The organism is Flagellimonas sp. (assembly GCF_965233845.1).
GTDB lineage: Bacteria > Bacteroidota > Bacteroidia > Flavobacteriales > Flavobacteriaceae > Flagellimonas.
Genome location: NZ_OZ247584.1, coordinates 1,070,380 through 1,093,017, shown reverse-complemented (window position 1 = coordinate 1,093,017; position 22,638 = coordinate 1,070,380). Strand labels below are relative to the sequence as shown.

Here is a 22,638-nt window from a genome sequence, read left to right as displayed (position 1 = left end):
ATTAATGCTGGCCTTCCATGACTCCCAGGAGTTCCAATATGAAATTATCCCTGGTCTGGAGGTACGCATATTTTTCATGGACCGTGGCACCCAATTTTCTTTTCTCAAAAGCCGCTGTCATACCAAAATCAATCTTTGGAGTACGTAATTCGATGGCCCGTTCAATGATTCGGTACAACAATTGTCTGTAAATGGCATATTCCTCCAAAAAGGCATAATCCATCCCCACAAAGGCAGGTACATAGACTTGTCCACTGTTTTTGTAACAGAACATAACGCCTAAAACCCGTTCTGGTTCCCTAATTGGAGTCAGGACAATGAACTCCCAAAGTGGATTCTCGTTCATTTGCTCAAACAGGGAATCTGGGAACGAAAAGGTATTGAGTCCCAGATTCCTGGACTGTACTTCTGTGAACAGGCTCTTGAATTGAGACAATTGTGAAGGTGAAGCCTTGTCAATTACAGAGGAATCGGATATTTCAAAAAAAGGTTGAATATCTTTTCGAAAGTGTCTTCGGTTCCTTGAGGAAAGTTGAGCTATATATGTATCAATGGAACGGAATCCACTTAGGTTGACCGTACAGGAATTGGGCAACTGGACCCTTAAGAAACCATGACCATATAAAGGACCATTCCATGCAGTATTTTCAGGAAAATCCCTGAGCACGGTCATCTTGGCACCAAACTTTAACTCTTTCTTTTCCACAAGTTCCAAAAAGGTATTTAAAGCATGGTCTCCCCTATCATGGGAATCATCCCAATATAAATGACTGCCTTCCGTGAACAAGGAACCCATGGAAAGTACCTTGGAAGATAAGTGATAGGGGTTGTCTTTTCGTTCTTCTTCTATGGCCTCAGAAACTTGTGCATTGGCCAACATATCGTCCTTCCAAAGGGAGAGGGTCAGGAATGTTACCAAAACGGGAGTACCAGAACCATCCTTGATGATGACATAACGAAATAGCCAATTATGTTCTTTTTTTTCATTGCCCTGAAATACCGTTTCCAGGAATTTCAGCCCCTCCCAATCATAACAACCTTGTCCACCCGAATAGTGGTTCCAGAACACCTTGTCCAACTGATCAATGGATTCCTTGACTTCCACTATTAGACCTTTCGCCTTTTTTGGTTCGCTCTTGACCTTTGGGTTTAATTTGAAGGCATGGAAGACCCGTTCGGCGTTGGTCTGGGTCTCCTCAAGGGCCTTAGGGAAATGATGGGCCATGGCCTCCACCAAGCCTTTGATTTCCTCCCGTTCGTTGTGCCTTGAAATGGTAATCCTGACCCCTGTATTCTTGACGGGCACCGCGGGAAAGATACCCAGGTTGACATAATAGCCTTCCTGCATCAAACGGTTGACAAAGTTGTACCCGGTCTTGGGCATTCCGGTTCCTATGTAGAACACCGGGGAAGCATTGTAATCTATCAAGGGAAGCTCTGTGTCCATTAGGCAATCATTGAAATACGCAATCCGTTGCCGTAAATCTTCCTGAAGCTCATAAATCTCAGACGAAAGATGTATTTGTGCCGAAGCTATGGCAGCGGCCACAGAAGCCGGCTCCAATTGGGCCGAAAAGGTCAGTGGCCCACCAAAAGTCTTGATTTTGTCATACATCTCCGTATTGGAACAGGTCAACACGGCACCGCTGGCCCCAAAGGTCTTGCTCAGAGTTCCGAACAATAAGACGTTTTCGGGCAATTCACACAATTGGCTCAATACATATCCTGTACCATTCTTTCCTACCCAACTCATTCCGTGCACATCATCAAAATACAATCGCAACTGTGGATATTTCCCAGCGAGTGCCATCAACTCATTGACCGGGGCATAATCCCCATACATGGAATAGATACCATCGGCCATATACCAAATATGCCTTTTTGAATGCCTATACTTCTTGATTTTGTCCTCCAACATCTCCAAACTATTATGGCGGATCATTTCAATGGGAACACTCCGTGTCTTTAGCATCTTGGCCGCGTTCTGGACACTCCAATGGACTTGATGGTCCAGCACGATTATATCTTGATCGTCCACGGCACTGGGAATTACCCCAAGATGGCCCAGTGTACTGTTCTTGGTAATGACGATGGGAGTACCGTACATTTGGGTGACCGACTGTTCCAATTTTTCATACAGGGGATTTGAAATATACGATTTGGACAAAGGAAATTGTGTGCCGTAGTCCTCAATAGCCTGGATGGCAGCTCTTTTTAACCTTTTATCCTGTTCCAATCCCAAGTACCCCGTGGTCCCAAAATGGAAAAGATCTTTTCCTTTAACTTTAATGGTCTTGCCTGAAAAAGATGTCCCACCTGCATAAAGGTGCAATACCCCTGCTTCTTTTGCATCGGTAAAAACCTCATGTACGGTGTTCAAAAAATTGTGGTGTTTGATCTTTGCCATTTTCTTTGATTTTAATTGTCATAAAAAGTAATGGCATTTGTCAGATTAACTATAATAGATTCTTATATCACTCCGTTTCAGATAAGTAAAATTCCCTTTCAGATAACAAAAGCTCTTTTGAACAGGGATTTAAAGCATCTTTCAATAAATTCAGATATAATATTTTTGTAAATTCATAGCTGTTACCAGTTTTCACAACATGAAAAAATCACATGAGAACAAGTATGCGATTTATCTGTTGACCGATGATCTTTTACATATCATTTATAAGAAAGGCCATCTTATCGACCTTGATGCGGCACAGGTCATTGTCAGGGACCGAATGATGGTACAGGAAGGCAGGGAAATGCCCGTACTCTGTGATATTCGAGAAGTACGGATGGTCAACAAATCCGCAAGGGATTACTTTGCCTTGGAGGGATCATTGTTGATCAAGGCCTTGGCCTTTTTGATCGATCCTCCCGTCACTGATGTCATCAGTGCTTTATATCTGGGTACCCATCCCCACGCAGTCTTGACCAAATCCTTTTCCAAAAAATCTGAGGCTTTGGCTTTCTTAAAAGCCGCCATTGTCTTGGTGGCCATTTTAAGCAGTATTCCATTTGGCCCCTAAAATTGAATTATTCGAATTGATATGCCAAACAGTGATGACTTCCGGGTTAAACGTATACAACGGATGCTATTGGAAATGGCACGGGGCAATTTCTTCTTTAGTCTGGAACCTTCCGATAAGAACGACAATGTCGCTTCTCTGGTCGTCATGCTTAATATGGTCAACGAGGAAATCAGGGCCTCCTTTATCCACCAAGGATTTGCAAACGCCCACAATACGCCACAATATACCATACAGATGTCCCTTCTTATGGATGCACAGGGCACTATTGAAATGGTCAACAATAAGGCCTGTTCCCTTTTAGCACGTCTGCCAAGGGACATCATTGGACATCCCCTTACAAATCTTTTGACCGAAAGCTCCCAGAAAAAATGGGTCAAGAAACTACCCAGCCTTTTAAAAAAGGAATATACCGAAATGGTCTTGACCTTGGAATTCAAAACCCCTAATGGACTCTTACTAAACAAAGATTGCAACATTTCGATTTTTCAGGCCCTTGATGGGACAGGTCAGAAAATCATCTTGGATACCGTGTTTTTTTCAAAGGGCGAACCTTTTGGTAAAGGGCTTTGGAAAAATGCGCTCAAGGTCAGTAAGGGAACGGGCAATCCCAAAGTCCGATTGAGCCAAGAGGATATCCAAATGATCAGGGAGGTTCATGACATGATTATCAACGATGTAAAAAAGGATCTCCCCAAACTAAAGGACCTTGCCCTTCAAATGGGGACGAATGAGTTTAAACTGAAGTATGGCTTCAAACAACTATACGGCACAACCATTTTTAAATTTTTGATCCAGGAACGTCTGCGGAAAGCAAAGACACTGATTCAATATACCAGTCTCTCCATAAAGACCATCGCCCATATGACCGGATTCAAGAGCATCCCCCATTTTTCAAGGGCCTTTAAGGAAAAATACGGAAAGTCTCCCAGTAATCTTAGGGAGTAGAACCATAATCCCTCAAATTAAATCCCTGTCAGATAAGCAATTATCCTTAAGGAATAAATTCGACCCCCGAACTTTACCATATCAATCCAAAAGTTATGGGGACAAAGAGACATCATCACTTCATCTTACAATGTATCAAGGCGTTGTTCATCATGCTTTTTGTATATACAGCCACCAGCAAATTGATATATTTGGGTCAGTTTCAGGATCAATTGGATCGCTTTCCATTCATTTCATCATACAGCGTTTGGATATCCCTCGGGGTACCCTTTGTCGAATTGGTCATTGCTGGGACGCTACTTTTCCCCAAATACATGTTGGGTGCTCTTTATGCAAGCTTTTTCCTGTTGGCCATTTTCACGGTTTACATCGTCACCGTACTGAATTTCAGCAATGCCATCCCCTGCTCTTGTGGCGGGGTAGTATCGGCCTTGGGATGGAAGGGCCATATCCTCTTCAATACCTCTTTTATGCTACTCGCCTTACTGGGGATCAGCTTGACCAAAAAACTCAAAATGAGACCTATAAATCAAAATACTACGTAGTGCCAGGGGAAGCCGAAAACCTAAAAAAGAGTAGGCATTCAATAGTTAAAATTTAATACCATGAAAACAAGTTTTTTTAAAATCGTTTTACCGGCCTTTGCCATCTTGTTGGCGGTTGGCCTTGCATTTGCAACTGAGACCGGTACGGTCAGTCAAACGGCTTATTACCAGCATCCGGATGGGGTGAAGTCGGTTACCATTGGGGATGACTGTAACCCGGGCGGTCAGATCAACTGTACCTATTTTGGTTATCAGTTGTACGCTGAATCATCCTTGTCCACTCCCCTACGGAGAAATCCTTAGTCCTACTTGGACATTAGCAGAAAAAGGTGACCCTAACAGGTCACCTTTTTTTGGCTAATTCAAAAAATACATAAAAACAAAAAAATCATTTTTTTAATCAGAATTCTTGTCCTTTTGGGTTGGTCAGATGAACTTGAGAAAACACCCACTTGATTCCAATCTCGAAGCTAGAGCGAATCCAATTTGGACAGACACAGCTTCCAATGCCCCAAATCAGTTCCTTGATTGTCTTTTATCTTTCTTCCAATATCTTCTTGTAAGACCTTCAATTGCCCCATCAACAACCCTTTGGAATACGCTGTATAGGCAAAGGCTTTTTCCTTGGCTGCCATATTGGTTTCAGCCTGATTTAATGCCAATAACAACATATCGATATAGAAGGACTGCAATTCCTGCCTTCTTCGCCCTACCTTATTTGAACCATTGTAGATTTCCTTGAACAGTCCCCGCTGCAATCTTTCCAAGAATCTTTGATATACCGTCCCGTATCCCTCTAGGGTTTCCATGTACTCAAATCGCTTGAACCTTTGGGTCCGTAAAAGTTCCAAAACCAACCGTTGTTGGTATTCCAGTACCTGATCGGGATAAGTGGAATAATTCAACTTGGGGCCGAAAGCTGGTTGGACCAGCCAATCGGGCGGATCAAAGGCATTGGTCATCAAAAATTCCAAAGCCTCCTCTTGATCCCCAAGGGCGATGGGCGTATACATCTTTCCAGGTTGGTTTATGGATTTATACTGAATGTCATATCCCCCTATCAAGGAAAGGACATGCCGCATGTGTCGGTACCATAGTTCCAAGGTTTTACCATATAGGCGTTCCAACCTTGCATTGTCCTTTTGCTCCTGAACGGCACTGGGCAACAATCCAACGACCCGTTCCAAGTTCTTTAAGGCCAACTTGGTGCTTTCGATAGGGTTTCTGGTCTCCACAACTTCACCAGTTGCCGCTGGCCCGATAACCTCAAATTTACTGTTGTTGTACCTGAGCCACGGAATGGAATCCTGCATACGAATGAGGGTCTCCAACTCGGCATCTTGTCTTTGCTTGGACATATCCAACGGAAACTCCCTATAAGCCCAATTGATATGATATCGATCCATGGGGCCTACCTTTGGAATGAGCAGATGAGGAGGGATACTGTCCTCGGGTTGGGCAATATTGTTTTCCCTTGCATAGTTCATAATGCTCGGGGAATGTCCCATGGTCTTTAGCCAAGTGCGATCGTTCATTTTATCAAAGGGGTAAGCATATTCCCCAAAGTTGCTGTCCACAATTCCAAACGCATGCCCTGTCTCGTGGGCAGCTAAGGCTTGGACCAATTTCCCAATCAAATCATCTGGAAATGGAAACTTTTGGGCCCGCTTATCCAAGGGAGCGCAACGGATAAAATAGCGTTCGGCCAGATTGTCACGGGAAGCCCCTAAATGGATGTCGCATTTCAGGATTTCCCCAGACCTAAAATCAACAATATGGGAAATGGTCCCTCCGGCATCATCAAATCCCCTCAAATATTTTGCATCTCCCCAATGGACCACCGAGGTATTGAGGCTATAGATCTGCCAATCCGTCAAACTATCGACATCCCTGACCACAATAGCATTCTTGAACCCTGCTGACTCAAAGGCTGGCAACCATTCTTCGATGCCAGCCTTTACATAGGGCCGCCATTTTTTGGGAATCTCAGGGGACAATACAAAGGTGATGGGCTTAACAGGAACACTGATGTCCAAATCTTTATGCCTTTTTTCCAGGCGCCATCTACTGATGTTCGCTACGCTATTCTTGGCATTATCATAATCGATACCGCCGAACTCCTCATTACTAAACCCCATACGATAATCATAGGCCCTACCCTTCATGGGCTCAGGTAAGGAATAAAAACCATAATGGACTGGAACCGATACCTTGGAACCATCGTTGACCACTCCCCTTCTTGTTTTTATGATGACCTCGTTATCCCAATCCTTGGCACCCAAAAGCAAGGTAATCTGGGGAACAAGGTTTTCCGAATATCCGGGTGTCCATTCAATCACCTGATGGAGTACCAGGTCGGTTATCCTGATACAAAGGCTTTTGGATTGATCATAATCCCTCTCCACAGGAAATACAGCAAGTATATTTTCTTTAAGGGAGCGTTTTTGTTTAATGGGCAGGATGATCCCTGCCGAAGACCTCACCCTCGGTACTTTCAACAAAATCCTGTCCCCCTCTAGGGACCACACTACTTGCATGTATTTTCGCAAATAGGAGCTATCATATCGAACGAACAACATGGGTTTGTCCAAAAGGTTCTGGGGAATGTTCAAGTACAGTTCACCTTCTTTGACAAAAGAAGTCAAAAAAGTTTCACGCTGTGGGAGTGTATGCGCTTTGTCACAGTCATTCCTTCCCAATTCTTTGTTACAGGGAAAAACTAAAATGGGCAGGGCCATAAGGCATATCCATACGATGTGTTTCATGGTATACTTATTTTTAAGGTCCCGTAACAGCTCCCTAGAAAACCAAAGGAACCAGTACGGTCTCTGTTCTTGGTCAATAACCCGCATTTTGCGGTAATAAATTGGGATTGATTTCCAGTTCCGACTCTGGAATGGGGAGTAATAAATCTGTGGATTGCCAGCCCGGTTTAATTGCTCCCAACACAGCATCTGGATTTCCCGTCCGCTTCAAATCGAACCAACGATGGCCTGACTCCGCAAACAGTTCGGTTCGTCGTTCTTTTAGGATAGCTGCCATCAAATCACTTTCCGTACTGGCATCGATATCAGCCAATCCCGCCCTGTTCCGTATGCTGTTGAGATCCTGCTGTGCACCGGAAATATTGCCCAAACGTGCCCTTGCCTCGGAACGGATCAGATACTGTTCCGTAGAACGAAAGACAATCGGGTATTCCAAAGACTCGGTCTCAGCAAAAGTGGCCTTGTATTTGTTTGCAAAATATAAAGTGAGGGTGTTGTCCGAATTCGAATGGCTGCCTACCCAATGGACTTTCCGTAGGTCACCCTCCTCAAAAGCTTCCAATAGCGAATTGGTCAACGCATAGGTCTGGCCGGGTATGGTTTGGATGACCAGCTCATTGGCCAACTGGGTATTCCTTGGGGTTTCTCCGGGTTTCAGCTGCCAGATGGTTTCCGTAGATTCCTTAAGAAACACCCTGCCCAAATCCATTTCCAAAGGAAAGGAACCTATGAGCTCGGAAGCCATGGCCTCTGCCAGTTCCCAGTTCCCATCACGCAGGTACATTCGGGACAAAAGGGCCTTTGCCGCATATTGGTCAGGAAGTACCCGCTCATTTGATAGATTATCCAAGCCCTCCAAGAGAGCGACCGAGCGTGAAAGGTCTTCTATGATGTGTGCTTGCACTGTGGCTTCAGGTAGTCGGGTAACCTTATTGTTCTCCAAATAATCGGTAGTGCTGATATATGGGACGTCCCCAAAGAGGAATGTTAACAGGCTGTGCATATAGGCCCGGACAAACAGAGCCTGTCCGATGAACCTGTCCTTTTCCTCCTCAGTCAAGGTGGTTGAGTTTCCCACTCCTTTGATAATATCATTGGCCCCATAGATCAAGTCGTAGGCATTGGACCACCATCCCAGGACAGCATTGTTGCTGGCCAATACGGTATGCTGGTACAATTGGGAATATGGGGCATCAAATCCGTAATAGTCCAATTCATCACTGTAAATGCCCATAGCGGTTGTCAATCCAAAAGTACCGGAAACCATGCCCTCTTCCCGCATCCCATAAAGGATACTGGCAATCGCGGATTTCACTGTGGCCTCATCATTGAATACCGTTTCAGCAATCAAAATGTTTTTGGGAGGGTCCACTTCGACAAATTCCGAGCAGCCCAAAAAAACGGTCAAAATTGGGATAAGGACCCAACATTTAAAGATTCCGCTACGTTTCGTTAAAACGCCCCAAGGCAATGTTTTCAGTATTGCATTATTCTTTATACGTATCATATTGTTCTGTTTAAGGTTAAAAATCCAACTGAAGTCCAAGGGTGATCTGCCGCAATTGTGGCAACCTTGAATTGGAAGGCTGCTCTGGGTCCGGTCCCTTATAATTGGTCAAGGTCCATAGGTTCTGCCCTTGTAGGTACACATTGACCTCCAGACCATTGTCCAAAGTGCCGACTTTATAGTTGAGTGAAATATTCCGTAACCGGATAAAGGACGCATCTGAAAAGGCGGCATTGCTGAATTGTTGGAGCGCACCCGTATCCTCTCCAAAGGAAAGTCCCCCGGATGCCCGTTGTATGGGTGCCATGTCCCCGACCTCTTGCCATCGGTCCAAAAGGGCCACAGGGGCGTTGCCCCGATATCCCGGGGTTGCCCCGAAAGCCAATTGGTCGAATGCTTTTTGCTTTTTGAACTGAAAGAAAAAGTCCAGGGTTAGGTTCCCAAAACCAAGAGTATTGCCTAAACCTCCATAGAATTTGGGGGCCAGATCCTCAAGATACTGACGGTCATCCAAACTGCTGATATTCCCATCATCGTTATAGTCCTCAAAGGTGTAGACCCCGGTTTCGGAATCTACGCCCAAGGCATTGTAGAGTTTAACTATGGTGAGTGGCTTGCCAATAACATATCGATTGGAAAAGGTGGAAGATTCCAGACCATTGAACTTTACCAGCTTGTTCCTTGGGACCGTGAGCGTAAAGGTAGTGGACCACCTCAGCTTCTTATTGTTAACATTCACGGTACGCAGATCTACCTCAACACCTGAATTCTCCACCGTGGCATCAAAGTTTCCTGTCAATTCCGAAAAACCGGTAGTGGCCGCCAAGGGAATCCCTATCAGCTGATTGGAGGATCGGTTCTGGTACCACGAGGTATTCACCAACAAACGGTCATTGAAAAAACCAAGTTCCAGTGCCGCTTCCAGTTTCTTGTTAGCCTCCCAACCGAACAGTGGATTGAAAATACCGGTAGGTTCCAGGATTGTGGTCCCATCATAGTCGTTTCCTGTAACATTATAGGTGTCCAAAAAACGGTAATCCCCTACATTATCGCTTCCCGTGGTACCATAACTGGCACGCAACTTTCCAAAACTCAAAAGTGGATTCTCCCCAAAAATGGGTTCTTCGGAAAAAATCCAGGCCAGCCCGACGGCACCGAAATTCCCGAACTGTTTTCCAGGACCAAACCGTGAAGAACCATCTCTTCGACCCGTAAGGTTTAGGATATATTTGTTGTTGAAATTAAGGTTCAACCGTCCAAATACTGCATTGTAATTGTATTCACTGTCCGCATCCTGGAGCACTTCCAAGCTTTCCGCAGCCGAAAGGTTCAACAGGAGATTGTCATTGGGAAAACCCGTGCCCTTTTGCACAAACTGCTGGGTGGTCTCCTGCTGAAAGGTAGTGCCGACCAAAATGTCAAGTTTGGTCTTGTCCCATCTTTTTTTCCATTGTAATTGGGGTTCCACGATCCAGGACTGTCTATCGGATCTATTCGTGGTCAAGGAGGAATAGTTTTCGGGGGTCAAACCCAAAGATGGATTCCTTGAGGTACTGGGCAGGGTCTTGTAGGAATCCAACTGATATCGGTTGAAACCCAAGTTGGACCGCAGTTCCAAATTCGGCAACACCCTATAGGAAACAATGGCATTGGCAATGAGCGTTTGTGCCTTGGAAACATAATCCTCTTCCAGGGATGCATACGGGTTGTTCCAAGTATTGTTTTCCCAGTTCAGGCGACCTTCTTCATCATAGATTTCAGGGGCATTGGGTTCCAAGGTATAAGCTTGTCCCGTAAAATCTGTACGGGGCAATTGATTGTTCTCTTGGGCGTAGATCGTAGAAAGGTTGATGCTAAATCGATCATTATCGGAACGGTGGCTTATATTGCTATTTACAGAGGTCTTCTTATAATTGGCATCCCCTGGAAATACCGTAGTTTCCTTTTGATGGCCTACACTGACCAAAAATTGTGTGTGTTCGCTTCCCCCAGTGGCCGATAGTTGGGTCTTGTTCCGATAAGCCGTACCTCCTATGAGTTTCTTTTGCCAATCGGTATAGCGATCATTGTCCCAAACCTTGATATCGGGCCAAAAGAGGTCAAAGGACGAATCCTCCAAGAAGTCGCCGTACCCATCATTGACAATACCCTCCCTTCGGATTTCCAAATACTGTTGGGTATCCATAAGGTCCAAGAAATGGGAAACATGGCCCATGGTACTGCTTACATCGGCACTGAACCTGGTCTTGCCGGCTTTCCCCCGCTTTGTGGTGATCAGCACCACCCCATTGGCCCCTCGGGACCCATAAATGGCTGTGGCATCGGCATCCTTCAGCACCTCGATGCTCTCTATGGTATTGGGGTCGATGGCATTGAGCGGACTGACATTCCCGGCCAGGATCCCCCCGGACACGTCATTGGATCCCAAGGATTGGGAGCCAAAAGGAACCCCATCAATAATGAACAAGGGATTGGAAATCCCATTGATAAAATTCCGGCCACGGACCTCTATATCAAAACCACCTCCGGGAACACTAGTGGTCTGGACAATGTTCACCCCGGACAAATGACCTTGCATGGCCGCCAAGGGATTGCCGACAGGCTGTTTTTCCATAATCCCTGCTTTGATTGTGGCAATATTTCCTGTTCGTTCCTTTTCGGAAACTGTATAGTACCCCGCATTGAGCACCACTTCCCCTAGGGCTGTAACATCCTCTTCCAGTTGTACGTTCAACGAAGTCCTTCCAGCTATTGAAATACTGAGGGATCTAAAGCCCACCATGGAAAAAAACAAGACATCATTGGAACCAGCCTGAATACTAAAGGAACCATCCAAGTCGGTAATGGTACCCCGACTTGTGGACTCCACTTGGATACTCACCCCGACCAGGGGCATCCCATCGGTATCGGTAACCATTCCTGCAACCATGGATTGTTGTACCACTGTATATGTGCCAGCAACAATTGTCTCAGTCAGCAAGGGCGCCAACAGTAAATAAGATAATAGAAACAGGAACTTCCTGCTCATATAAATTGATAATTTCTTCATAATTTTGAGTTGTTTGATTAAACAGTTAGTTTTTAATTGAATCACCCCACTGGACACCTACTACCCTGTCTGGAGGTTTTTTGTTTGTACTTCCCTAGAAATCACAGCAAAGTCGTAACTTACTTAAGGGCATTAAGGTTCGGGCAAAGGCCATCCTGTCCAAGGTTTTTCTGCCTCGGAAATTGGATTCCCAATAGAATTGGACTAAGTATTTGTGATTGGGCCGGATACCCCAAAAGTGTATGTGTCAGTTATGGGACAAAAGGATATCGATAACCGGAAAAAGTGTAGCGTGTATCCCATAACTATGGTCAAGGATTAAATGGGATTCTTGGGCTTTTTCTTAAAGAGGATATCGAATACCGAAAGCCCAGTCCCATAATTTGGAACGGGCGGTGATGAAGCCTTCAATAGAAAAATAAACCCTTTGTTTCCCATAACCTTAAAGGTTAGGCGACCCTGCGGAAGACAAAAGAAACCAAACGCGATGAAGAAAGTTTAGATGAACCAAATGCCGAAAAAAGGCGTGGGACCCAACTTAACGACTAGAGGTACTGGTATACCTGTGTACGATAAGCCAGCCCACGCCCGGGTCGTGAGCCATCAGCTTATTGTCCCGTACACTTAAAAATTACCAGTTTTCTAGTCGAGACTCCAAGCGAAAGCTTCAAATGTTTTTAAACGAAGAATCGCAAATCTATGTAATAGAACGCAATATAATAAAATATCTCAAATTACGGTCGAACGACCGAGATATTTAGTTTTTCATCCTATTCCTTTGTTTAAATGCCAAATATTAATTCAAAAATATGTAGCTATATAACCAAGGAATGGTTGTTTCCTTGGCTAAAGGAAGGCAAATCCCAGAGTGCCTTTGCTAATAGATATAATATTGATGAAAGCACTGTCAGGAAAATAAAAGGTACAAAAGAATATAGAATACCTGTGGAAACTTTAAATAGAATCTGTGAAGCAAAGGGTTTGAAGTTGAGTGAATTTTTTAAATTGGTTGGACTTTGAAGTTATAAAACAAAGAGGGTAATCAATACTTCTCACTTCCTTACAGGTTTTCGCATTCTCCTTTTCTAGAAATTTCTTACATTTAGTTTTATTACTCTCCCCCAGATTTAAGCTTACTTAATTTTTATTCTTTGAAAAAACGTTCTTGGATATGGCTATCCAAATTAGTTGTTTATTCAGAGGAACGTTAGGACTATAAAGAAGTTGGCTGCATACGAAAAAAACTTTGATAAATGTATTTATCCTACTTAAGCATTAAGAATTATCGCGGTATTGAAAATCTCGAAGTCGATTTCGACCCTAATATCAATATCATAATCGGTGAGAATGGATGTAATAAATCAGCCGTAATTGATGCTATTCGACTGCTTTACAACTTAGGCGAGCCGATTCGCGATATTTCCGTTTCTCTGAGTGACTTTCACGAAAAAGTCAAAAAAGAAAAAGGCCAAATTAAAATCGAGGCTGCAACGTTGGTAACAATCACCTACCAATTTAAAGGGTTGACCAATTCTCAAAAAGGCGCCTTTTATGAATACATGGTCATTGATCCAAATAACAATGAAAATGACTATGCCAAGATTACGCTTCAATATGAAAACAGGAATGGGAAATACCCGCATTTCACATATAGCACAGGTGATATTGAAGGGCAGAGAGCAGATTACAAAACCTTTGAACTATTCCAACACTACTATCTAGGAGCACTACGGGACAGTACAAAAGATTTGCTCAACTCAAGAGGTAATATTCTTGGGAGAGTGATAAAGCGTTTTGTAGACCGTAAGGACAGCGGAGCTGATATCGAGCAAATAATGAAAAGGGCCAACGATGAACTGTTGGAGCGAGACGAAGTGAGGAACACCCGCAAAGGGGTTAACAGCAACCTGAAAGGAATTTTCAAGGCATTTGACGACAACAAAATAGGACTGCAGATTGAGCAATCTAAAACTGAATACATTGTGAATGCCATTAAGCCCTTCTTGCCACATAACAGGGAGACACTGAGAGATGAAGGTTTCTATCTGTGGCAAAACAGTCTTGGCTATAACAATCTAATCTATATCGCCACCGTGCTTGGCGACATAAAAGAACAAATTGCAGACGATGACACGCCCCATTTTGCGTTGCTAATTGAAGAACCAGAAGCACACCTGCATCCACAACTTCAACTTAGCCTTTACAACTTTTTAGAGCGAGCAAATGAATCAGATAATAGTCAACTGTTCATTACCTCCCATTCACCAACTCTTACGTCCAAAGTGCCTCTTAAAAACCTCATCCTACTGGAGAAAACCATAGCTCACAGACTCGGAAATCTATTTAATGACCGGGAAGCCGAGAGCATTATTGAAGACACCTCAAAGAACACCCCACTAACAAGCTTCGATTTTGAGATAAGAAGAAAAAAACTAGAGCGATACATCGATGTAACCAAGTCTCAGCTACTGTTTGCTAAGTCAGGGCTTTTTGTAGAAGGAATATCCGAAGAACTACTTATATCTGCATTCGCACAAGTCGATGGCTATAGGCTAGAAGATTATAGGATAGAACTGGTTAATGTCCGCGGCACCTCTTTTTATCCCTTCCTGTATCTTTTCAATTCCATGGAGGCAAAGAAGCGAATTAATAAATCCATTGCTGTTTTAACAGATCAAGATCAATTCACATCCTCAAAAAAGACCGAATATGGCTTCAACAAATTACTGGAAAACAACTATGCAAAACTCATTGAGCTAGACACTAATATTCAAGCTGGCACCCCGATTACAAGAATTGCTAACCTAACTTCGGCTGCAAATGGAAATGCATCAATAAACGTAAACACTGCTTTCAAAACATTGGAATATGAATTGGCCCTCGCTAATGTTCCAAAAGACAGAACCAAGTTAACAGATAATTTTCTGTTCTCATACCTCGCAGACTTGGATTCAAGCAAAACTGATTCGATTAAAACCTACACAGGCACGTTCGCGAATGACCATATAAGTGACGAAGAACACCGAAGAACAGCCATTCTGCTTTGGAAAGCCATGCCCGGAAAGGCCGTTTTCGCTCAGGATTTTGCCCTTCATATTCTCGAAAATATCGACAATGCGCGACTGAACTTTGCAATTCCGAAGTATATAAAAACAGCATTATCACTGTTAAAGTAAGGTCATGGAATTTGAGATTAATCCACAACGACTAGCATATCTGAATGCACGAGGCAAAATTGTTCTGAATGCTTGCCCTGGAAGCGGAAAAACCACTGCTGTAGCAAGAAAACTTATGCTGCTACAGGACGAATACAAAACAACTCTTAGCCGATTCAGCGGCATTGCCTGTTTGTCGTTTACTAACACTGCGAAGAATGAGATAAGCGAAAAATACACCGAATTGAGTGGTGATTATCTAAACTTTCCACACAAGGTTTCCACCATAGATAGCTTCATCAATCAATACATAACTCTGCCATTCTATTATCTCTATGTAAAAAATGCCAAGCGTCCTAAAATACTAGATGATCCTAACTTCTTGAATGAAGCTTGGTTGGCAAAATGGAGATATAGAGGTAAGAACAAAAAGCCAATTTGCTTTGCTTACCCCCCCGCCTCCATTAGGTTTGAAAGTGATGGCAATTTCTCATCCAATGGTTACAGACCCTCAGAGGACAAAGTCTCATCAAATGTTTTTGACAACTATTGCGCAGAACTGAAGCAATGGCAAATTCAAACCGGTCTAATTACTACTAGCGATTCAGCATACATTGCATATAGTCTTCTGTGCAATCAACCTAAAATCGGTCATTGGCTAGCACTCCGCTTTCCATACATAATCGTAGATGAAGCACAAGACAATTCAGCCGTTCAGCACGCCCTTTTCGACAAACTCACAGAACTCGGTCTTGCTAATCTAGAATTCATTGGAGACCCCTACCAAAGTCTCTATGAATGGCGCGATGCAGACCCCGATCTTTTCAATACTAAATATGCCGATACTCAAAACTGGCAAGGACTGGACTTAACCGATAATCGAAGATCCCCGCAACGCATCATAGATTGTTTTTCAATTCTTCGCAAGCAAGGTGACCCCGCTATAAATACCGCCTGCTCAACCGACTTGGAGTTACCCGTTATGGTTTATCGATATAATGAAACTAATTCCCCTCTCATCGTACAGCATTTTGACCAACAGTGTGTAGAAAACGGATTAGAAGATAACCAAATCGTAGTCCGTGGAAATGCATTAAAAAATCAGATGCTAGGCAAATCAGCAGATCAAGTACCATGGAAAAGTGACCTTCCATATCGAATTATCGATGCAAAGCATAAGTATGAGGGCAATGAAATAAAGGCAGCTATTAAGGCTATCCGTTCCATTGCGGTATCGCTAATTGCCCAAAAGAAAGAAATGGTAGACATTAAAGAGTTGGAACAAGAACTCAAAACGGATAATCAATTCAATGCACTATTGTTGAATCTGCTGCATGACCTTCCGAGTTTTGACCAGGCTATTTCAGATTGGACTACTTCAACCCAAACTTTCTTGAATGAAAGGCTTGAATTAACAGAGCATGTTAGTTTCGAGCAAAAAAAAAGAAGCTACAGAGGAATATTTGATAAAGCAATATTAAATGAACCCCTTAAAGAACATTTTAAGAGGTCATACTCCGAAAACAGAATTCCCATTACTACGGTTCACCAAGTAAAGGGAAAATCATTAGATTCCATTTTAGTCTTTTTCAATGAAAAAAAGCATAAAGACAACATCACCTTTTCAGACATTGAATCAAGTGGACTGGACTTTCCCAGTGAAAAACAACGAATTATCTACGTGGCTCTATCTCGCCCTAAACACCTGCTCGCTATGGCTTTCCCCGATAGCATTTCCGAGAATGAACTTAAAGCCAAGCTTGGAGAAAGCGTACAAATTATAACTAATGAAGAACTTGAAAATTAAACGTGAACAGCCAACAATATATATAAGCCATACCGAATGAAAGGAATCAAATTAATTGAAGAAAAGTTAACTACAAAGAAAAAGTACTTTGTAGAATTTGAGGAAAAGAGGACTGGCTTTTTGGCTAAAGAAGTCTTTAATAATGGAACTAAAAAATATTATCCCTTTAAAGAAAAAGATGGTTTAATTGAACAAAAATATAATGGAATCGTAAGAATTACGATTGAGCCAGAAGTAGAAGTCAGTTCCGGCATTTCTTTCACTGAAAGCAGAGGATTTGGGTTTACAAGTCCCAAAGGAGTCCAAAACCTATTCTATTTTTTTCAGAATAAATTCCCTAAAGTTAAAGAAGTCATTATCTCATCAGAGAAAGAAACAACACTAAACCGAACAAAATTGACTTTGAACATTAGTGATTTTGAGAAATTAGAGGAATCTACAGGAACTTTTGTAGAGAACAAGAAGAATGAAGGAAATACTTTATATCAGTTAATTTTAAACAAGCTTTTACCAGCACAAATTGACGAACCCGAAAAACCAGAGTACGTTGAAGGCTCTTTAGGCCTATATTTAGATAAGCATTCCAAAATTAGTTTTTCCGCTGACGAAACTGAAAGACTAATGGAAATTCTAATCAATTCAGGACTCCCTCAAGAAACTTTAATTTCCACGAAATCTAATGTTGACATAGTCTACATAGAAGATATTTTGACCGAATTCAAAAAAATCCTTGAACAAGTTACTGACACAACCACATTGGAAGAAAAATGGCATCAGTTTTTTAAGAAACACGCATGGATTTTTTCTCAAATATTCTCCTTTCCTGCCATATTCCTTGATGATAAAGTAAGTGTAGGAGGACATAACATAGGTGGCAGCAAAGATAAAATTGTCGATTTTTTATATAGAAACAAAATAAACAGCAATATTGCATTTATTGAGATTAAAACACATTTGACACAACTAGTGCTCAATTCGGAATATCGTAATGACCTTTATCCAATAAGCAATCAGTTGACGGGTGCAATTGTACAGGTTTTAGACCAAAAGAACACTCTTCTCAAAAATTATCACTCAATCGTTGGGAACTCAGCTGAATCATTAAATTCTGTTTGCGTAGTAATTGCTGGAAATACTGAAAGTTTTTCAAAAAAAGGACAAGATGTATCTTTTGAATTATTTAGATGGAGTAATAAAGATGTAATTATTATCCCTTTTAATGAGTTACTAGAGAAAATTGAGAACCTTTTGGAATTATTTAAAAAGAAATCGATAGAATAACTTCGCACATCAATTACTAAAGATAATTACCAAACTACTCAACTACTAATATACCAGACCATTAGAAACGGCACAAGCCATGACCCAAATCCACGGTCAAATAGAATCCTTAAAACGAATCCGGGAGACCCTGGATCAAAAAGAATTCACACGGTTCAATTCCACGGGAGATATACAAAGGTTCCTTAAAAACTATGACAATGAAAAAGAGGAGCTGTTCTTCAAGGTTGAGCGGGAGTTTGATATTGAATTGGACGCTCTTCAAGAAGAAGGATTCCAACTCCAAAAAAACTATGATGCCTTAAAAATAAATGCAGAAAAAAAGCTAGCTGATAAAATAGTAAAACTAAAATCCAAATGTACGTCCCTATCGGGTCCCGCAAAAAATGCAGTTTTGGAACTGCTGAATTGGTACCGGCTGCAAATCCTTTTAGCATATAAATTCATCCTCGAAAAAAATCAGAAGACCATCATTGGGCTTCAGACCAATCCCTCTAAAAAGCGTCTGGATTCCACAATTGAAATTATCAATGGGTACACTACCAACCGGCAAAGGATGATTTCCGAACGTTGTGCACCAAAGTTCAATGAACTCGAATACATGAAATCCGTGTGCACCGAACTCATGCCAGTAATAGCAGGAGCCATTGGTGAAAATTTAGTGGCCAAAGAACTCGAAAGGCTTTCGGATGATTTTGTCCTGATTAATGACTTTTTCCTGAGATTCGAGAGACCCATTTATAACAAAAAGGAGAACGACCGAATACACAGTATACAGATTGACCATCTTTTGGTGACCCATGCGGGTATCTTTATCATTGAGACCAAGAACTGGAGCAAGGCATCCATTGCAAATTATGATTTAAGATCACCAGTAAAACAAATTGAGCGGGCCAATTATGCATTGTATATCCTTCTTCATCGTGACAATCAACAAGTAAATAGTTTGCTCAAACGACATCCTTGGGGCCATAAAAAAATACCCTTGCGAAATATCGTGGCCATGATCAACCACAAACCCAAGGAAAAATTTCAATATGTCGCCATCAAAAAACTAAGGGAACTCAATAGCTATATCAATCACTTTGAGCCCTTATTCAATGAGTCAGAAGTCCATCAAATTGCAGATTATTTGATGAAAATAAAAGATTAACGAAGTACTGTTTTAATTTCAAAAATCTTATCTCCCCTGGATTATTTAAAAATCGATTGGATCTCTCGATGCACCTTCAGATAATGCTGCTCCAAATCCCTTTCCGAAAAATCCATCGGTTTTGGTAACGCTCTCTGAATCTCAGGCCGTAAGAACTGCACTTTTCTGTCCTTCCCATCCGCAAAGACTACAAACTCCCCTTGTCGCAACCGAAAGAACACCTCTGCCCTACGTTTGGACACCTCTTTCTCCCCTTCCGTGATCCGTCGTTCCAAGTTCAGCCCCGAACTCTTGCTCACACTCCTTGTGGGCATTTTTACCAGTTCAAAGAACCGTTCATAGTATTTGGCAGTATCCGGATCATTCACCTTGCCAAAGAACTGATAGGACAGATTCGAGAGAATCGCCTTGCTCGCCTTCTCCCCATACATCATATCGTTTTGGATCTTGTCCTGGAGTACATAGACACTTACAATGTCATAACTGCGCAGTGTGGCCGGTATCCGATGCATGTTCAAAAGCCGTAAAGTAGAGGCCTCCTCCAAAAGCATAAAGGAGTGCTTTCGGTTCCGTTGGGACATCTGCTTTGAAATGGTATGGATGATGGTGGCGATAACCGGGGATAGCGAAGCATCTTTTTGGGGATTGTTCACCAAGGCAATTACAGATGGGTTTTCAGTATTATTGATATCCAAGGGTATCTCATCCGCCGAAAGGACCATGAATATTTTACGGGTACTGATCTTTTTGATAGCATTGGCCAAGGTACTCAATACCCCTGCCGTCTGCCGCTCCGACCCAACGCCACTGATAAAGGCATCGGCCATGGCCCGAGAAGTGATATTGGCCCGTAGAAACTTGACCAAGCTCTTGGTTCCCAATTGTTGGTACAGGGCCATGAGATGGGGCAAGGTGCAATAATCGGGGTAATCCGACTTCAGCCGCCAGATCAATCCACTAATCAACCCTTCCGCGGCATCCTTGAAGAAACGGGAGGTGCTGTTCTCATCGGAGTCCCGATGCTCCATCAGGTTTTCCAAAAGCACCCTGGATACTTCATGCACACTTTCCTCATCGGGCAGGTATCGCGGTGCAATGGGATTGACCCTATTATGGATGGGACCAAAGGACACGATATGAAAGTGCACTCCAGCATGCCTCCATAAGGGCCAGGCCATTTCCGTAATCTCAAAATCTTTATAGTCATGAATAATTCCTGCAAAGCCCTGTTTCTTAAAATGCTCTAGGAATCCGTTGATGACACTCTCGGTCTTCCCGCTCCCCGCGGAGGCCATGACCGAAACGCCCCTTCGGATGTTCCCAAGCACCAAAGGCTTACCTCTAACTTTCAGTTTTACCTCAAAGACCTTGGGCTGTTTTTGGGACTTATCACCACTACCAACCCAACCAAAAATGACAGTATGTATGAATACAAGGGGGATCCATAAGGCCATCAACCCTTTCAGTAATTCTTCCCATCCCCATATCATCCCTTGGGCCATGGCCAGTAGCACAATCACCAAAAGCGTTATCACAAACCCATGCTTAACATATCGAATGGCCACAAAGGAAACCCCTGCCCCAAGCAATACTACCATTACAACCATTATCAATCCATATTCTTCCATAGTCCACTTCTAAATTCCGATGGATCCTGATTCCATCACCTTGTTGATACCTTTTTTCAGTTTCATCATGGCCTTATAGGCCAACTGCGCCTTGTTGACAGGAATGGTCGGCACGTTTACCCCAGCCTTGAACAACAATTGCCGGGCCGCCTGCCGTTCGTGGTTTGGAAGTCCCAACAACAACGTAAAGAAACGTTTCGGGTCCTTGTCGAGAAGGTTTCGGGCATGGTAGGTCTCCACAAAATTCCTTGGGTACCCAAATTGCTTGTCAAAGGTCTTCTCCGCCGCCCGATAGAATTGATCCCGATCAAAGCCTTGTTTTACCTTTTCTCCATTGAGTGTGGTTTCCGAAGTCCGGAACTTGGACCCAGGGGAGAGGCTATGGGAGTTGGTCACATCCTTTCGGCTGACGATGATATGGATATGGCTCTGGTGGCCTTCCTTGGCCATGCCTGGAACGATTCGCTTACCGTTCTGTTTGTGTGGGGCCTCTTTTTCCAGAGCATTTATTGTTTCTTGCAATTTGGCAATATCCCCTTGGACCCTTCCTTCCTTGATGGCCCTGATCTGGTGTTGCAACTCGAGAATCTTGCTGGCATAAGGTTGGTTTTCTTTTACGGCCTTATCCTTTTCTGAAAAAGTCCGCTCCCTTTCCAGCTTTGCGAAATACAACACATCCTTTACGGTAATTTCCCTATCCCGATAAAAGGAGGCTGCATAGACCTTCATCAGTTCCCGGGTATATTGTTTCAATTTCTCGGGATCATCACCGATGTGTTTCAGTTCCCGTTGTGAGGGACTGACCACAATGGAATAGAACTTGGGATCCCGTTTTGACAACTTGGAGGTATTGGCATCGATTTCGGCAATAACCCTTTCCGCATCGATGTCATTCTCCTCTTGGTTGAAATACAGCTCTTGCCGTTCCGGTGATTTTCCCTCGTTTTCCTTTTCCAGATACTTTACAAAATCCCGGACACTGCCCCTAAAATTGTCCCCAAGTTGTTGACGGGTTATGGCGATGTACATGGCTTATAAATTTTTGAGTTTTCTTCTATACTTTTCAATCTCTTCTGGATTCAGGTCCAATCGAAGGTGATCCTTTCCAATCCGGTTCTTGACCGGGACCACATGATCCAGTACATGCCCAAAATCCTGCTTCAAGGCCTCCATCTGTTCTTCCAACCGATCATACCGAATCTTGGGAACCGTTATTTCTGTTTCGAAAGTATCTTCCTCTTTTGGTTGTTTGCTTTCAATCAACTGCTGTTCGATGAAATCGAAATCTCCTTCCCATTCTTCCCCATGGGTTTCCAACTCCTGTTCAAAAAGGGCCTGGATCATACTGACGGTGGGCAGGGTTTGCTCCTTCTCAATACTGCGCATGATGGCGACCATGGCATTGAAGCGGCGTTTGATCAAATATTTGAGGCTGGCGATGGTCTCGTACATCCGCTCATCGGGTGAGATACCGTTATGCTCAAAAAACTCGACCATGGCCAAAAGGGTCAAGGATTGGGATTGTCCTTGGACCTTGCAAAATTTCCGATATTTTTTGGCTATCGAGATCTTGATGCTCAGACAGGTAAACTGTTCCTTTTCGTATCCTTTATCCATTTTTCCATTAAAAATTCCTTGGTTTTACTGGGCCCAGCCCATTTTTCCATCAAAAACTGACATGGACCAAAGCCCATTAAATCCGTGAACCCCCTTAAACAGGGGCTTTGCGGAGCACTGATGATCGGTAGCGCTGCGCCAGCACGCTACCCTCTTGCTTCTC

General features: G+C 43.0%; 16 protein-coding genes. 9 read left to right on the top strand and 7 right to left on the bottom strand.

Going from position 1 to position 22,638, the window contains the following annotated elements:
• Position 1: 1 nt before the first annotated feature.
• Positions 2-2,407: an aminotransferase class I/II-fold pyridoxal phosphate-dependent enzyme gene (locus ACO6S0_RS04990; protein WP_422350899.1), complete on the bottom strand. Its 2,406-nt coding sequence runs from the start codon at positions 2,405-2,407 to the stop codon at positions 2-4.
• Positions 2,408-2,606: 199 nt separating this feature from the next.
• Between ACO6S0_RS04990 and ACO6S0_RS04985 the strand changes: the two genes are divergently transcribed.
• From ACO6S0_RS04985 to ACO6S0_RS04970, 4 genes are all read left to right on the top strand, one after another.
• Entirely contained in the window at positions 2,607-3,020 is a 414-nt protein-coding gene (locus ACO6S0_RS04985) for a hypothetical protein (protein WP_422350898.1), read from the top strand.
• Between the two features lie 21 nt (positions 3,021-3,041).
• Complete coding sequence (locus tag ACO6S0_RS04980; protein WP_422350897.1) at positions 3,042-3,968, top strand: helix-turn-helix domain-containing protein; 927 nt, start codon at positions 3,042-3,044, stop codon at positions 3,966-3,968.
• A gap of 95 nt (positions 3,969-4,063) precedes the next feature.
• The gene (locus ACO6S0_RS04975; RefSeq protein WP_422350896.1) at positions 4,064-4,513 is read left to right on the top strand and encodes a MauE/DoxX family redox-associated membrane protein; all 450 of its coding nucleotides are present in this window, start codon (positions 4,064-4,066) and stop codon (positions 4,511-4,513) included.
• A 60-nt stretch (positions 4,514-4,573) separates the two neighbouring features.
• On the top strand, positions 4,574-4,816 hold the full coding sequence (locus tag ACO6S0_RS04970; RefSeq protein WP_422350895.1) for a DUF6520 family protein: 243 nt from the start codon (positions 4,574-4,576) through the stop codon (positions 4,814-4,816).
• Positions 4,817-4,983: 167 nt separating this feature from the next.
• On the opposite strand, the gene ACO6S0_RS04965 is transcribed toward ACO6S0_RS04970, so the two are convergent.
• From ACO6S0_RS04965 to ACO6S0_RS04955, 3 genes are all read right to left on the bottom strand, one after another.
• A complete protein-coding gene (locus tag ACO6S0_RS04965) occupies positions 4,984-7,278 on the bottom strand; it encodes a zinc-dependent metalloprotease (RefSeq protein WP_422350894.1) in 2,295 nt (764 codons plus the stop codon).
• Between the two features lie 73 nt (positions 7,279-7,351).
• Positions 7,352-8,785, bottom strand: a complete 1,434-nt coding sequence (locus ACO6S0_RS04960) for a RagB/SusD family nutrient uptake outer membrane protein (RefSeq protein WP_422350893.1) — start codon at positions 8,783-8,785, stop codon at positions 7,352-7,354.
• A 16-nt stretch (positions 8,786-8,801) separates the two neighbouring features.
• Positions 8,802-11,834 (bottom strand): SusC/RagA family TonB-linked outer membrane protein, encoded by a 3,033-nt coding sequence (locus ACO6S0_RS04955; RefSeq protein ID WP_422350892.1) that lies wholly within the window; start codon positions 11,832-11,834, stop codon positions 8,802-8,804.
• Positions 11,835-12,620: 786 nt separating this feature from the next.
• On the opposite strand from ACO6S0_RS04955, the gene ACO6S0_RS04950 reads away from it, so the two are divergent.
• The 5 genes from ACO6S0_RS04950 (at position 12,621) to ACO6S0_RS04930 (ending at position 19,230) form a co-directional block, all read left to right on the top strand.
• Entirely contained in the window at positions 12,621-12,854 is a 234-nt protein-coding gene (locus tag ACO6S0_RS04950) for a helix-turn-helix domain-containing protein (protein ID WP_422350891.1), read from the top strand.
• A gap of 233 nt (positions 12,855-13,087) precedes the next feature.
• Positions 13,088-15,010 (top strand): ATP-dependent nuclease, encoded by a 1,923-nt coding sequence (locus ACO6S0_RS04945; RefSeq protein ID WP_422350890.1) that lies wholly within the window; start codon positions 13,088-13,090, stop codon positions 15,008-15,010.
• Between the two features lie 4 nt (positions 15,011-15,014).
• Positions 15,015-16,796 (top strand): UvrD-helicase domain-containing protein, encoded by a 1,782-nt coding sequence (locus ACO6S0_RS04940; protein WP_422350889.1) that lies wholly within the window; start codon positions 15,015-15,017, stop codon positions 16,794-16,796.
• Between the two features lie 36 nt (positions 16,797-16,832).
• Positions 16,833-18,077 carry a Shedu immune nuclease family protein gene (locus tag ACO6S0_RS04935; protein ID WP_422350888.1) on the top strand — a complete coding sequence of 415 codons (1,245 nt, stop codon included), beginning with the start codon at positions 16,833-16,835 and terminating at the stop codon, positions 18,075-18,077.
• Positions 18,078-18,156: 79 nt separating this feature from the next.
• On the top strand, positions 18,157-19,230 hold the full coding sequence (locus ACO6S0_RS04930; protein ID WP_422350887.1) for a nuclease-related domain-containing protein: 1,074 nt from the start codon (positions 18,157-18,159) through the stop codon (positions 19,228-19,230).
• A gap of 41 nt (positions 19,231-19,271) precedes the next feature.
• Here the strand turns inward: ACO6S0_RS04930 and ACO6S0_RS04925 are convergent, their stop codons facing one another.
• The 3 genes from ACO6S0_RS04925 to ACO6S0_RS04915 are packed head-to-tail and all read right to left on the bottom strand — an operon-like array spanning position 19,272 to position 22,475.
• On the bottom strand, positions 19,272-20,828 hold the full coding sequence (locus ACO6S0_RS04925; RefSeq protein ID WP_422350886.1) for a type IV secretion system DNA-binding domain-containing protein: 1,557 nt from the start codon (positions 20,826-20,828) through the stop codon (positions 19,272-19,274).
• 39 nt (positions 20,829-20,867) lie between these two features.
• A complete protein-coding gene (mobB, locus tag ACO6S0_RS04920; protein ID WP_422350885.1) occupies positions 20,868-21,887 on the bottom strand; it encodes a MobB family relaxase in 1,020 nt (339 codons plus the stop codon).
• A gap of 3 nt (positions 21,888-21,890) precedes the next feature.
• Entirely contained in the window at positions 21,891-22,475 is a 585-nt protein-coding gene (locus ACO6S0_RS04915) for a BfmA/BtgA family mobilization protein (protein ID WP_422350884.1), read from the bottom strand.
• Positions 22,476-22,638: the final 163 nt, after the last annotated feature.